Source organism: Variovorax sp. F042 (assembly GCF_057814215.1).
Window position 1 is genome coordinate 449,763 of sequence record NZ_JBVASX010000003.1, and the last position, 13,563, is coordinate 463,325.

The 13,563-nt window shown below is 68.0% G+C and carries 13 protein-coding genes; 3 read left to right on the forward strand and 10 right to left on the reverse strand.

Features of this window, described 5'->3' with window-relative positions; all coding sequences use genetic code 11:
* Positions 1-2: 2 nt before the first annotated feature.
* From atzD to ACZYSP_RS14900, 5 genes are read right to left on the reverse strand one after another with little or no spacing between them, the layout of a single operon-like run.
* A complete protein-coding gene (gene atzD / locus ACZYSP_RS14880; protein WP_093054231.1) occupies positions 3-1,148 on the reverse strand; it encodes a cyanuric acid amidohydrolase in 1,146 nt (381 codons plus the stop codon).
* Entirely contained in the window at positions 1,145-2,614 is a 1,470-nt protein-coding gene (locus ACZYSP_RS14885) for a dihydroorotase (RefSeq protein WP_489014905.1), read from the reverse strand. The genes atzD and ACZYSP_RS14885 overlap by 4 nt, the downstream gene beginning before the upstream one ends.
* Positions 2,615-2,624: 10 nt before the next feature.
* Positions 2,625-3,416 (reverse strand): SDR family NAD(P)-dependent oxidoreductase, encoded by a 792-nt coding sequence (locus tag ACZYSP_RS14890; RefSeq protein ID WP_489014907.1) that lies wholly within the window; start codon positions 3,414-3,416, stop codon positions 2,625-2,627.
* Positions 3,417-3,430: 14 nt separating this feature from the next.
* A complete protein-coding gene (locus tag ACZYSP_RS14895) occupies positions 3,431-4,486 on the reverse strand; it encodes an ABC transporter substrate-binding protein (RefSeq protein ID WP_093053504.1) in 1,056 nt (351 codons plus the stop codon).
* An 11-nt stretch (positions 4,487-4,497) separates the two neighbouring features.
* Positions 4,498-5,319, reverse strand: a complete 822-nt coding sequence (locus ACZYSP_RS14900; protein ID WP_489014909.1) for a cysteine hydrolase family protein — start codon at positions 5,317-5,319, stop codon at positions 4,498-4,500.
* 128 nt (positions 5,320-5,447) lie between these two features.
* On the opposite strand from ACZYSP_RS14900, the gene ACZYSP_RS14905 reads away from it, so the two are divergent.
* Positions 5,448-6,356, forward strand: coding sequence for a LysR family transcriptional regulator (locus ACZYSP_RS14905; RefSeq protein WP_093175520.1), 909 nt, complete (start codon positions 5,448-5,450; stop codon positions 6,354-6,356).
* Here the strand turns inward: ACZYSP_RS14905 and ACZYSP_RS14910 are convergent.
* On the reverse strand, positions 6,353-7,261 hold the full coding sequence (locus ACZYSP_RS14910) for a LysR family transcriptional regulator (RefSeq protein WP_489014912.1): 909 nt from the start codon (positions 7,259-7,261) through the stop codon (positions 6,353-6,355). The two genes, ACZYSP_RS14905 and ACZYSP_RS14910, sit on opposite strands and share 4 nt — an antisense overlap.
* Before the next feature lie 102 nt (positions 7,262-7,363).
* Between ACZYSP_RS14910 and ACZYSP_RS14915 the strand changes: the two genes are divergently transcribed.
* Positions 7,364-8,602 (forward strand): flavin-dependent oxidoreductase, encoded by a 1,239-nt coding sequence (locus tag ACZYSP_RS14915; protein ID WP_489014914.1) that lies wholly within the window; start codon positions 7,364-7,366, stop codon positions 8,600-8,602.
* Positions 8,603-8,633: 31 nt separating this feature from the next.
* The gene (locus tag ACZYSP_RS14920) at positions 8,634-9,599 is read left to right on the forward strand and encodes a tripartite tricarboxylate transporter substrate binding protein (protein ID WP_307616057.1); all 966 of its coding nucleotides are present in this window, start codon (positions 8,634-8,636) and stop codon (positions 9,597-9,599) included.
* A 17-nt stretch (positions 9,600-9,616) separates the two neighbouring features.
* Here the strand turns inward: ACZYSP_RS14920 and ACZYSP_RS14925 are convergent, their stop codons facing one another.
* The 4 genes from ACZYSP_RS14925 to biuH all read right to left on the reverse strand — a co-directional run bounded on the left by ACZYSP_RS14925 (position 9,617) and on the right by biuH (position 13,560).
* A complete protein-coding gene (locus ACZYSP_RS14925; RefSeq protein ID WP_176928762.1) occupies positions 9,617-10,360 on the reverse strand; it encodes a GntR family transcriptional regulator in 744 nt (247 codons plus the stop codon).
* 29 nt (positions 10,361-10,389) lie between these two features.
* Positions 10,390-11,067 carry a cysteine hydrolase family protein gene (locus tag ACZYSP_RS14930; protein WP_489014917.1) on the reverse strand — a complete coding sequence of 226 codons (678 nt, stop codon included), beginning with the start codon at positions 11,065-11,067 and terminating at the stop codon, positions 10,390-10,392.
* Positions 11,068-11,093: 26 nt separating this feature from the next.
* On the reverse strand, positions 11,094-12,680 hold the full coding sequence (locus tag ACZYSP_RS14935; protein ID WP_489014919.1) for an ABC transporter ATP-binding protein: 1,587 nt from the start codon (positions 12,678-12,680) through the stop codon (positions 11,094-11,096).
* A gap of 169 nt (positions 12,681-12,849) precedes the next feature.
* Positions 12,850-13,560, reverse strand: coding sequence for a biuret amidohydrolase (gene biuH, locus ACZYSP_RS14940; RefSeq protein ID WP_093054229.1), 711 nt, complete (start codon positions 13,558-13,560; stop codon positions 12,850-12,852).
* Positions 13,561-13,563: the final 3 nt, after the last annotated feature.

Consider the following 13,563-nt stretch of genomic DNA (forward strand, 5'->3'; position numbering starts at 1 on the left):
CTTCAGGAAAATGTGGAGTCCGTGTCGTCCACCCGCAGGATCGCGGCCACCGGGCCGCCGCCCGCGGGCCCCTGGTGCTCGGCGCCGCCCGACACGTACAGCGCCGTATGGCCGGCCACCGAGGCCAGCACACCGCCCACCACGGCACGCGCATGGCGCGTCGAGTGAATGTCGGAGTCGTTGAGCATGGTGTGGCGCGTGTCGCGCACGCGGCCGTCGGGGCTGGCCTCGGCCTTCGCGAGCAGGTTCACGAGCCGCGCCGACAAGGCCTGCGCATCGCGCTCCGGGTCGAGCCCGAAGGCATCGCGCAGCAAGGCGCGCACGCTCGCGGCGTCGATCGCATCGCGCATCACCGCATGGGCGATGCGGAACGCCGACGCGCTGCCTTGCGCCTCGCCGAGCACGATGACGACGTTGTCTTCCAGCTCGATGCCGGCCGAGGCCGATGCGCGCGCGGAGAACAGCCGCCAATCGCTCATCACGCTGGCATCGCAGACCTCTTCGCGCGCGACTTCGCCAAGCGCGACCGCCACACCGAGCGCCGATGCGCCGCGCGAATAGCCCATCGACTCATAGCTGTCGTGGGTCACGGGTGCGGCGCCGCGTGCCAGCGCGGCGGAGACCTTGGCCGCGGTAAGCAACGGGCACTTGACCTGCACGAAGTGCACGTCGTCCGCGCTCTCGATGCCCGCATCGCGCATGGCCTCGGCCACGGCTTCGGCCGTGGCGTCGACCTGTGCGGTGCGGCCCAATTCCTCCGGCAGGAAGGCGCGCGTGTGCGCGACGCCGACCACGAGGCGCTTGCCCAGGCCAGCCGGCGCTTCGGCCACCCAGCGCCGCGTGAACACCGTGAAGTGCGGCGACAGCACGCCCTCGGTGCCGCCCGACATCACCAGCGCCACGCGGGCATGCACCGCGTCGGGCGTGCAACCCAGCGCGGGCGCCAGCAGATGGCACCAGGCACTGGATGCGTACTCGCGCGTGAAGTCGTTGACGCAGCCGTTGCCTTCGGTCTTTCCCATCACGGCCACGATGTCGGCCGCGACGATCTCGCCCGCATCGATCAGCGCCCTGGCGCCGCTCAGGTCGCCCGGGCCGTTGCACGGAATGCGCCATACCTGCACCTGCTGCACGCGGCCCGCGTTCATGCGGCGCTCCAATCCACTGCACCCACCGGCACGGCCGTCGCAGGCACGCCGGCCGGCGTCTGCAGGATGGCGCTGCTGTAGTGCTCGGTGTTGCGCGGCTTCGGAGTGGGCATCTTCTGCACACCCTTCACCGTGCGCCCCCAGCCGACCGCATCGCTCACCAGCTTGCCTTCGCGCATCACGAAGCGCCCGCGCAGCAGCGTGTGCAGCGGATAGCCCTTCACCGCGCGGCCGTTCCACGGCGATATCTTGCTGATGCTCTGCAGCCGGTTCTGCGACAGCGTGCCGGCGCGCTGCATGTCGACGATCGCGATGTCGGCGTGCGCACCCGGTGCAATCACGCCCTTGGTGCCATACAGGCCCCAGGCCCTGGCCGGGTTCACCGCGCTCCAGCGCACGTAGTCCATCAGCGTGGCGCGCTCGCGGTTCACCTCGGTCAGCATCAGCGGCATCTGCGTCTCCACGCCTGGAAAACCGCAGTCGCAGTCCCAGATGCTCTCGCGGGTCTTCTCTTCGAGGGTGTGCGGCGCGTGGTCGGTAGCGATCATGTCGAGCGTGCCGTCGAGCAGCGCGTCCCACAGCGGCTGGTTGTGGCGCGCCTCGCGGATCGGCGGGTTGAGCCGCATCACGCCGCCGAGCTTCAGCATGTGGCTGGTGTTCAGCAGCAGGTACTGCGGGCAGGTCTCGGCCGTCACGTCGACGCCGCGGCGCTTGGCTTCGCGCAGCAGGAAGAGCGAATCGGCCGCGCTGTGGTGCGCGATGTGCACGCGCGCGCCGGTCCACTCGGCCAAGGTGAGCACGCGGCCAATGGCTTCGATCTCGGCCACCGCCGGGCGCGCGGCCAGGTGCGCCATCGCGTCGATGCGGCCGGCGGCCTGCATCTGCTTCTGGCGGCGCTGCAGGATTGACGAGTTCTCCGCATGCACCACGGTGCGGATACCCAACGGGGCGAGCTTCTCGAAACCCTCGAGCAACGCACCATCGGTGGGCGCGGGCAGGTTGCCGAAGGTGTTGCCGACAAAGGCCTTGAAGCTGGTGACGCCGGCGTCGAGCAGTTCTTCGAGCCGCTCGACCGTATCGTCGCCCAACAGGCCGTGGATGCCGAAGTCGCAATACGACGACTCGGCTGCCTTCAGCTTCAGGCGCAGGGCCTCGACGGTGCCCGTCGCCGGATTGGTGTTGGGCATCTCGAACACGGTGGTCACGCCGCCCATCGCGGCGGCGGCCGAGCCGGTCTTCCAGGTTTCCTTGTTCGGGTAGCCCGGGTCGCGGAAATGCACGTGGCTGTCGATGGCGCCCGGCAGCAGGAACAGCCCGTCGGCGCGCATCTCCTCGCGCGCCGGCGGCATGGTGTCGTCATGGCCGACGGCCACGATGTGCTCGCCTGCGATGGCCACGCTGGCTTCGATGATCTGGTCTGCGGACACGACGCGCGCGCCGCGAATGACGAGGTCGACTTCTTTCATGCCGGTCTCCTCAGAGCATGGCCCAGCCGCCGTCGACGGGCAGGTCGACGCCGGTGATCTGTCGGGACACATCGCTCGCCATGAAGAGGCAGGCGTTGGCAACGTCGGCATCGGTGGAGACGCGGCGCAGCGCATAGTCGGCCGCGTGCCGCGTCATCGCTTCTTCCAGCGTGATGCCGAGCTTGTCGGCCATGTTGGCGCACACCTTCTCGCGAAAGCGCGGCCCGTCGACCATGCCGGGCGCCACGCAATTCACGTTGATGCCGTACGGGCCGGCCTCCAGCGCAAAGCTCTTGGTGATGCCGCGCAGGCCCCACTTCGAGGCCGAGTAGGCCATACGGCCGGCGCGTCCGCGCATGCCGAAGGTGCCGCCGACGTTCACCACCTTGCCGCTCCTGCGCTCGATCATCGAGGGCAGCACGGCGCGCATTGTGTTGAAGCAGCCGGTCATGTTGAGCTGCACGATCTCGTCGAATTCCTCGCTCGTGGTTTCCCAGCCGGTCTTGCCGATCGGGCCCGAGCCGCCGGCCACGTTGACCAGCACGTCGATGCGGCCGAAGGCCTCCAGCGCATGCGCGGCCAGTGCCTCGGTCTGCGCGCCCACGGTCAGGTCGCAGGGCACGACGACCGCATCGACGCCGAGCGCGCGCGCCTCTTCGGCCACAGGCTCGATGGCGCCGATGTCGCGCCCGGCCAGCACCAGCTTCGCGCCTTCCCGGGCAAAGGCCAGCGTCACGGCGCGCCCCATGCCCTTGGCCGGGCCGGTGATGAGCGCCACCTTGTCTCTCAGTTGCAGTTCCATGTCGTTTCTCGCTTTCAGTTCAAAGTCTTGGAGGGGCGCTCGGCGCGCGCGGGCAGGAAGCTGCGGTCGAACACTTCGGCAGGCGCCGGTGTGCGCGGCAGCTGGTTGGCGTCCACCACGATGTCGATGGATTTCTTCAATCGCGCGTCGTCCACGTCGCCCAGGCCGATGCGGGCCACCTCCGGGTGGCTCATGTCGTTGCGCAGCGTGGCGAGCAGCTTTTCCTTCTCGACCTCGCGCTTGAGCAGCGGCTCGCGCTTCATGACGTAGTCGATGCCCATGTCCGGGTCGGCAATGACTTCCTTCACCGCGCGGTTCAGCGCCTTCACGAAGCCTTGCACCGCCTTGGGGTTGTCCCGGGCGAAGACGCGCGAGAAGAACACGGCGTTCGAATACAGGTCCATGCCGTGGTCGCCGTAGCGGATGAAGCGCAGGTCCTTCGCCGGATCGAGCCCCATCGCCTTCGCGCTGAAGCTCACGGTGGTGACGTAGCCGAAGGCGGCGTCGATCTGCCCGCGCGTGAGCATCTGCTCGCGCAGGTTGGGCGCCATGTTGGTGATGCTTACCTTCGACGCATCGACCTTCGCGATCCTGGCGAAGGCCGGGAACAGCTTCAGCGCGCCGTCGTTGGCGGGGCCGCCGATGGTCTTGCCTTCGAGGTCCTTGGGCGTCTTGATGGGGCTGCCCTCCTTCACCACCAGCGTGAAGGGCGGCGTGTTGTAGAGCATGTAGACCGCCACCGGCGCATCGGCCGGGCGTTTCGATGCCAGGTCGACCAGTGCGTTGAGATCGCCGAAGCCGGCCTGGTAGGCGCCCGCCGCCACCTTCGGGATCGAGGCCGCGGAGCCCTCGCCCTGGTCGATCTCGACGTCGAGGCCCTCGGCCTTGAAGTAGCCCTTGTCCTGGGCGACGAAGAACCAGGCCTGCGGGCCTTCGTACTTCCAGTTGAGCACGAGCTTGACCGGCACCTGCGCGGCGGCGGAAACGGCCGCCAGGGCCAGGCCGGCGGCAGCGCCCAGCGAAGCGAGCGAACGCACGAGGCGCGAGTTGGCGAAGAAGGACAGCGGCATGCGGAGGACTCCTAGCGTTTCTTGGAGAGTGAGGAAAGCGAAGCGAGCAGCGACTCGGCGGTTGCAACGAAACCGTGCAGCTGCTGCACGATGAAATGAATGCCGCGCGTCACGTAGGCCGGCGACGGGGTGCCGCACGCGTCCTTCAGCAACACGCAGTCGTAGCCGAGGAAGTTCGCGTCCTGCAGCGTCGAGAACACGCAGCGGTCGGTGTTGATGCCCGCGAACAGCAGCGTCGTGATGCCCTGCTGGCGCAGGACGCTGTCGAGCTCGTTGTCCCAGAAGCCGCTGAGGCGGTGCTTGTGCACCGTGATGTCGCCGGGCGCTACAGCCAGCTCGTCGATCACCTGCGCACCCCACTCGCCCTGCACGAGCGACGGGCCGTGGTCGATGGGCGAATGCTCCGCATAGCCCACGCCGTCTGCGCTGCGCTTGCCCTTGAATTGCACCGTGGGCGACAGGTTGAGGCGGTCCGCGCGAATACCCCAGTTGAGCCACACCACGCCGCCGCCAGCCGCGCGCCATGCCGGCAGCAGCCGCGCGATGGTCGGAATGGGCTTGCGCGCCGCGCGAATGCCGATGCCCTTCTGCGCGAACCAGCCCTCGGGATGGCAGAAGTCGTTCTGCATGTCGATCACGACGAGCGCGCTGCGCGCCAGGTCGAACTCGATCGGCTGCGGCTCGGCGGGCATCTGCACGGGCCGTGGCCGCTTCGGGGAGCGCACGAGGCTGACCCGGCCGCCGGCGAGCGTCCAGGCGTTGTGGGGCGCCGGACCGAAACGGACGGGCGGTTGCGCCGCATTGGTGCGCGAGGGTGCAGATCGGCGTGTCATGCGAGATCGGCACGCAGTCGCCGTGCCAGAAGGTGCTCCGAATCCATACCGATTCACGTACTGCCCGTTGCCGTTGCGGCAACAGTCAAGGCAGTGCTCTTGGCGCGCTTCGTGCAATCTCTGCGGGCATGAATCACCTTCGCTTCCTGCGCTATGCAGACGAGGTCGCCCGGGCCGGCTCGATCCGCCAGGCGGCCGAGCGGCTCCATGTCGCACCCTCCGCCGTCAACCGCCGCATCCAGGACCTGGAGGACGAACTGGGCACACCGCTCTTCGAGCGTTTGCCGCGCGGCATGCGCCTGACCGCCGCGGGCGAACTGTTCGTGCGCTACATCCGCGGCCGCTCTTCGGAGCTGGAGCGGGTGCGCTCCGAAATAGAAGACCTGCAGGGCCTGCGCCGAGGCGCCGTCCGGCTGGTGGCCAGCCAGGCGCTCGCGCCGCGCTTCCTGCCGGCGGCCGTGAATGACTTCGCTGCGGAGCACCCGCTGGTGGCTTTCGATGCGCGCATCGGCGACCACGTGCAGGCCGCCGACGCGCTGCGCAGCTTCGAGAGCGACCTCGCGCTGGTGTTCAACCTGGCGCCGGAGTCCGACATCGAGCGCGTGTGCGCGGTCGAGCAGAAGCTCATGGCCATCATGCACAAGCGCCATCCGCTGGCGAAGTCCAAGACCCTGCGCCTGAGCGATTGCGCCGACTACCCTGTGGTGCTGCCGAACCGCGACACCGGCGGGCGCCAGATGCTGGAGCGCTTTCTCGCCCGCAGCTCCACGCGGATAAGGGCCATGGTGGAGAGCAACAGCTTCGAGTTCCTGCGCGGCTGCCTCTACGACGGGCGCTCGATCTCGTTCCAGATGGCCATCGGCGCCGCGGCCGAAGCCCCCGACATCGTGGCGCGGGACATCGAGGACCGCGGCTTTCCGCGTGGCGAACTGGTACTGGCCAGCCTGCGCGGCCGGCAGTTGCCGGTGATCGCCTATGCCTTCGCGGAGTTCCTGCGCAAGCGGCTCACCGGGGCGCAGGCCGCGGACGCCCGCTAGCGCGACAGCGCGGGCAGCGCCTTCTCCAGCGTGGCGACGAAGGCCTGCATGGCTTCGGTCTCGTGCGCGCCGCGCTTGGTGATGCGGAAGAAGTCGAGCCCCACCTTCGGCTTGGTCAGCACGTCGGTGCGCACGCGGTGCCGGCGGCACGCTGCCAGCGCGAAGGTCGGCATCACGGCCGTGCCGAAGCCGGCCTCCACCATCGAGATCAGCGTGCCGAAGAAGTTGAACGCGGGCCGCTGCGCGTCGGCACGGCCGATGGTGGCCAGATGCTGGTCGATCACCTTCTGGATCGGGTTGCCGGGCGGCAGGCCGAGGAGTTCGGCGCTGCGCAACACGGACCATGGCGCGGTGCCGATGGCAGGCGGCTCTTCGCCATCACCATCGCAAGGCGCCACCCGCATCAGGTGAAAGCGCCCTACCGGCGTGCGCTCCAGCCCCGCCGCGGCCTTGAAGAAAAAGCCCAGGCCCACATCGGCATCGCCGGCCGCCACCATCGCCTCCACGTCGCGCAGGTCGGCGTCGAACAGGCGCAGGCTCACCTGCGGATGCGCCGCGCGGAAGGTGGTGAACACCTGCGGCAGCAGATGCGAGGACACCAGCGGCGTGGCCGCAATGCGCAGCGTCTGGCGCGCGGCGTCGCCCTCGGCACCCAGCTCGGCCGCCACGTCGTCGAGGTCGGTCACCAGCCGTTCGACCACCGGCAGCAGGCGTCTCCCCGCAGGCGTGAGGCTCACCACGCGCGTGGTGCGGTCGAACAGCCGGCAGCCCAGCTGCTTTTCCATCTCGCGGATCAAGATGCTGAGCCCCGCCTGCGTGATGTGCGCCTGCTCGGCCGCGCGCGTGAAGTTGCCCATGCGCGCGACCTGCAAAAAGGCGCGCATCTGCCGGGTCGATAGGTTCATAAGGATTCATGATAAATCCATATCACATCTAAATTTCCCAAATGGCTAGTCTGCGTTCCTAATGCGGCCCGAGACAAAACCGAACGCAACGACCGACCATTCATGAGCAACGAAGTCATCATCCTGGGCGCCGGCATCGGCGGCCTGACCCTCGCGCTGAGCCTGCACCAGGCCGGCATTCCCTGCCGCGTATACGAGGCCGTGCCCGAGCTGAAGCCGCTGGGCGTGGGCATCAACCTGCTGCCGCATGCGGTGCGCGAGCTCACCGAACTCGGGCTGCTGGACGCCCTCGACAAGGTCGGCGTGCGCACGCAGGAGGCCGTGTTCTTCACCGAGCACGGCCAGTTGATCTTCCGCGAGGCTGCAGGCCAGCACGCGGGCTACGACTGGCCCCAGTTCTCCATTCATCGCGGCGACCTGCAGACGGTGCTGTACGAAGAGACGCTGAAGCGCCTCGGCCCCGACAGCGTGGTGTGCAACCGCCGCTGCACGGGCGTGGCACAGGACGCCGGGGGCGTCACCGCGCACTTTGCCGATGCGCCTTCGGTGCGCGGCGCAATCGCGGTCGGCTGCGACGGCATCCACTCGGCGCTGCGCAAGCAGCTGTACCCCGACGAAGGCGCACCGCGCTATTCGGGCGTGAACATGTGGCGCGGCACCGCGCGCTGGAAGCCTTTTCTCTCGGGCGGCAGCATGGTGCGCGCGGGCTGGCTCGCGGTCGGCAAGATGGTGATCTACCCGATCCGCAACGACATCGACGCCGACGGCAATCAGCTCGTGAACTGGGTCGCCGAGATCCACGCGCCACAGCCCGCCCTGCGCGACTGGAGCCGCGCGGGCCGGCTCGAAGACTTCCTGCCTGCGTTTGCCGACTGGCACTTCGACTGGCTCGACGTGCCCGCGCTGATCCTCGCGTCGGACACCATCCTCGAGTACCCGATGGTCGACCAGGACCCGCTGCCGCGCTGGACGCACGGCCGCCTCACGCTGCTGGGCGACGCGGCGCACCCCATGGTGCCGCGCGGCTCCAACGGCGCCGGGCAGGCGATCATCGATGCGCGCTTCCTGGCCGGTGCGCTGAAGGACCTGGGCGTAGGCACCGCCGCGCTGGAGGACTACGACCGCGTGCGCGTGAAGGCCACCACGAACGTGGTGCTGACCAACCGCAGCAACCCGCCCGACGCGATCCTGCGCGAAGTGTTCGAGCGCTCGGGCGGCAAGCGCTTCCAGAACATCGAGGACGTCGTGCCCGTCGCCGAGCTGCAGGCCATCTCGGACAACTACAAGCGCGTGGCCGGCTACGACCCGGTGGCGCTGAAGGCGCGCGCCTCCTACCTTTGAGCATCACTGAAAAGAACACGGAGACACGACCATGCGTTCGCTTATCAAAAAGACCCTTGCCGCCCTGCTCTTCGCAGCCGGCGCCACCGCCGCCTGCGCCTGGCCCGACCAGCCGATCACGCTGGTGGTGCCCTACACGCCCGGCACCGGCATCGACCTGGTGGCACGCCAGCTCTCGGCCCGCCTGCCTGCCCTGCTGGGCCAGCCGGTGATCGTGGAGAACGTGGCCGGCGCCAGCGGCAACATCGGCAGCGAGCGCGTGGCTCGTGCCAAGCCCGACGGCTACACGCTGATGGTGCAGGTCAACACGCTGGTGATGAACCGCAGCCTCTACCGCTCGCTGAGCTACGACCCGGTGGCCGACTTCGCGCCTGTGTCGCTCACCTCGTGGGGCACGCTACTGCTGGTGACGAACCCGAACGTGCAGAAGGCGACGACGGTGTCGCAGATGGTGAGCGCGGCCAAGGCGGCGCCCGGCAAGCTGACCTACGCCACGCCGGGCGTCGGCACGCCGCATCACCTGTCGATGGCGCTGTTCATGCAGGGCACGGGCACCGAGATGCTGCACGTGCCGTACAAGGGCACGGCCGGCGCGGTGACCGACCTGCTGGGCGGGCGCATCGACTACATGTTCCTGCCGGTGCACGTGGCGCTGCAGCACATCCAGGTGGGCAAGCTCAAGGCCATTGCCACCGGCAGCGGCAAGCGCCTGCCGCAACTGCCCGACGTGCCGACGCTGGCCGAGGCCGGCGTGACCGCCGACAACGTCGACATGTGGTACGGCGTGCTCGCGCCCAAGGGCACGCCGCCTGACGTGGTGGCGCGACTCAACAAGGAGATCGCGGCAGTGCTGAAGCAGCCCGAGGTAGCGAAGTCGTTCGAGTCGCAGGGCATGGTGCCGGCAAGCTCGACGCCGGCCGAATTCGGCATGCTGATGAAGAAGGATGCGGACCGCTGGGCCGCAGTCGTCAAGCGCGGCAACATCACCGCTGACTGAGGCAGCAGCAGGCTCGTTCAGCGCGGCGCCGAGGCCTTCCCCGCGTGCCGCGCCAGATGCACCTGGTGCAGCGTGATCTTGCGCACCTCGGCCTGGCTGGTCTCGATGTGCGCGCGCAGCAGCATCGCGGCCTGGTCGCCGCGATTGGCTCGCACGGCCTTCAGGATCTTCGCGTGCTCGTCGTAGGTGGCGTCGATGCGCGGCTGCTTGGTGAAGTCGAGCCGGCGGATGATGCGGATGCGGTCGGTCACGTCGCCGTGCACGCGCGCCATCTCGGCGTTGCCGGCGGCCGCCACGAGCGAACAATGAAAGGCCTCGTCCCACTGCGCCACCTGCGCCATGTCGCTGCTGCGCTGCGCCGCGGGCACCAGCCAGATGCCGGCCAGCGTGTCGAGCAGGCCGCGATCGATGTGGCGGTCGGTCTCGCACAGCCGGTGCACGGCGGTGGTCTCCAGCACCATGCGCAGATCGTAGAGCTGCTCGAACTGGTCGAAGTCGAAGGGCAGCACGCGCCAGCCGCTGCGGAACAGCACTTCGACGAAGCCTTCCTGCTGCAGCCGGAACAGCGCCTGCCGCACCGGCGTGCGCGACACGCCGAGCCGGTCGCTGATCTCGCTCTCGGTAAAGCGGTCGCCGGGCACGAGGATGAAGTCGGCCACGTCGCGCTTGAGCTGCGCGTAGACCTCGTCGGCCCGCGTGCGGAAAACGGCCGTATCGGTGGCAGTAACGGGAGATTCGGGGCGGGTTCGAACGGTAGACACGTGTGGAATGGTAGTCGCTGGCGTCGGCGTCAAGAAGAAGGGCTGCTGTTCAACGCCTCGAGCAGTGCGGCGCTCGGCGCGGTCCAGCCGACGATGCCGCCCTGGGCGCGCACCATGTCGAGCGTGGCCGCCTTGAATGCCGGGAAATAGCTTTCGGTGCAATCCTCGAGCAGCAGGCTGTCGTAGCCGCGGTCGTTGGCTTCGCGCATGCTGGTCTGCACGCAGACCTCGGTCGTGACGCCGCCGAACAGCAGGTGGGTGATGCCGCGCTGCTGCAGCAGTTCGTGCAGGCCGGTGGCATAGAACGCGCCTTTGCCGGGCTTGTCGATGACGATCTCGCCGTCGATGGGGGCAAGCGCTTCGATGATCTGGTTGCCGGGCTCGCCAATCACGAGGATGCGGCCCATGGGGCCTTCGTCGCCGATGCGCAGCGTGGGGTTGCCGCGGTTGCGCTTGGCTGGAGGACAGTCGGAAAGGTCGGCGGCGTGCGCTTCCCTTGTGTGCACTACGAGGCCGCCGGCTTGTCTCCACGCCCGCAGTGCTTCTTTCGTTGCAGGGACGATGGCTTCGAGCAGCGAGACATCGTTGCCCAAAGTTTCGCCGAAGCCACCGGGCTCGATGAAGTCGCGCTGCATGTCGATGAGGACCAGCGCTGTCTTTGCTACGTCGAACTCGTAGGGGAAGGGGTTGGCTTCGTTTATGCGCATGCTTTTGCTCGCTGGTTCCGATGCGTTCATGCCGCAGCCTTCAACGGCTCGTGATGCCCACCGCCCATGTGCGCTCCGATCACGTGTCTTTCCGCACCAGCCGCCGAAGTCTCGAAAACGATCTGCCCTTCGCTCATCACGACGATGCGGTCTGCCAGTTCGAGCAGTTCGTCCAGGTCTTCGCTGATCAGCAGCACCGCCCCGCCCTTCTCGCGCACCTGCACGATGCGTGAGTGGATTTCGGCGACGGCCGCGAAGTCCAAGCCGAACACCGGGTTCGCGGCGATCAGCACGTTGATGTCGCCGGCCAGCTCCCGTGCCAGCACCGCGCGCTGTACGTTCCCGCCGGAGAGGCTGCGGATCGGCGCGCCTTCGCCCTGCGTCTTCACGCCGTACTCCGCGATCCATTCGCGCGCCCTGCTGCGCCAATACGGAAAGCTCAGCACACCGCCACGCGACAAAGGCGGTTGATCGAAATCACGCAGCGCCATGTTTTCCGCGACGCTGAGGTCGCCGACACAGGCGTTGCGCAGCGGCTCTTCGGGAAGGCTGCGGACTTTGAGCTTGCGGTTCTCGGCGCGCTGCGCACCATAGGGCTGCCCCATTACCGTGACCGTGCCCGCAAGGCGGGGACGCTGGCCAACGAGCGCCTCTACAAGTTCGCGCTGCCCATTGCCGGAGACACCGGCCACGCCGAGGATTTCTCCTGCGCGCACGGACAGGCTCAGGTCGTGCAGCGCCAGCGTGCCGCGATCGCCTTGCGCCTTGAGTCCTTCGACCCTCAATGCAACCGGCGCATTGGCAGGCACGGGCTTCCTGGCGACAGGCGTCGATGTCGTTGCCTGCTCGCCGCCCATCATGGCCTGCGCCAGTTGCGCCGGGCTGGTGTCAACCACGCGGCAGTGATGCACCGCCTTGCCTCGCCGCAGCACCGTCACGCTGTCGGCATACGCCATCACCTCGCGAAACTTGTGCGTGATGATGAGCACCGTGCACAGCCCGCTGCGCGCGAACTCGCGCACATGACCCAGCACCTCGTCGGCCTCCTGTGGCGTAAGCACCGAGGTGGGCTCGTCCAGGATCAGCAGGCGCGGCTTCAGGTACAGCTGCTTGAGCAGTTCGAGCTTCTGCTTCTCGCCGGCCGCAAGCTCAGAAGGGCGCACGTCCAGGTCGAGGCTGAACGGCGTGGTCGCAAGAAAGTCTTTCAGTTCCGCGCGCTTCGTCTTCCAGTCGATCAGCGCCGGCGTCTTGCCGCCCGCGAGCAACAGGTTCTCCGCCACCGTCATGCCGGGCGCCAGCGTGAAATGCTGGTAGACCATGCCGATGCCCAGCGCGCGCGCCACGATGGGGTTGGCGATGTCCTGCTCGCGCCCGTCGATCAGGATGCTGCCCTCCTCCGCGCGCTGGAAGCCCGCCACGCACTTCACCAGCGTGCTCTTGCCCGCGCCGTTCTCGCCAAGCAGCGCATGCACCGTGCCGGGCTCGACGCGCATCGTCACGCGGTCCATGGCCGTGAAGGCGCCGAAGCGTTTGGTGAGCTCGTAGGTGTCGAGCGCGAGTGCACCAGTGCCTGAGGGAAGGCCGCCGATGGCGTGGGGTGATGTGGCGCTCATGTTCGTTTGCCATCCCTTGAGTGCGTGTTAGGGCCGATCAACGACCGCTCTGAACGATCACGCCGATGGGGTGCCTTGCGCAGCGAAATAAAGGAGGAGGCCGCAGGCCGGGGGACATTCGCGGAGCAAGGTACCCCGTCGGCGTGAGCGCACCCCGAACAAAGCAGCGTCATACAACCGCCAGCAAGGCCTGCGAGGTGGCATGCGCCCCGAATACGCCGCCCTGCATGGTGATCATCTTCAGCGCAGCAAGATGATTGCCGTAGTCCGTCGCAGCCGTGCAGTCCGACAACAGCAGGCACTCGAACCCCCGGTCGTTCGCGTCGCGCATCGTGGTGTGCACGCAAACATCGGTCGTGATGCCCGCAAGGATGATGTTCTCGATGCCGCGCGTACGCAGGATCAGTTCGAGGTCCGTCGCGTAGAACGACCCCTTGCCCGGCTTGTCGATCACGATCTCGCCCGGCAACGGCGCAAGCTCGGGAATGATTTCCCATCCCGGCTCGCCCCGCACCAGGATGCGCCCGCACGGCCCGTCGTCGCCGATGCCCACGCCATTCGCACCGATCTGCCGCGACCGCCAGCGCTTGTTGGCCGGCAGATCGCCGAGGTCGGGCCGATGCCCTTCGCGCGTGTGGATGATGTGATAGCCCAGCGGCCGCAGCACCGCCAGCGTACGCGCGATCGGCTTGATCGGCGCCTGCACCAGCGACAGGTCATAGCCCATCACGTCGACGTACCCGCCCTTGCCGCAGAAGTCGGTCTGCATGTCGATGACGATGAGCGCGGTGTTGTCGGGCCGCAGCGCGCCGTTGTAGGGCCAGGCATAGGGCTCGGCGGCCACGTGGCGTTCGGTGGTGTTGGCGATGGTGGTGGTCATGGT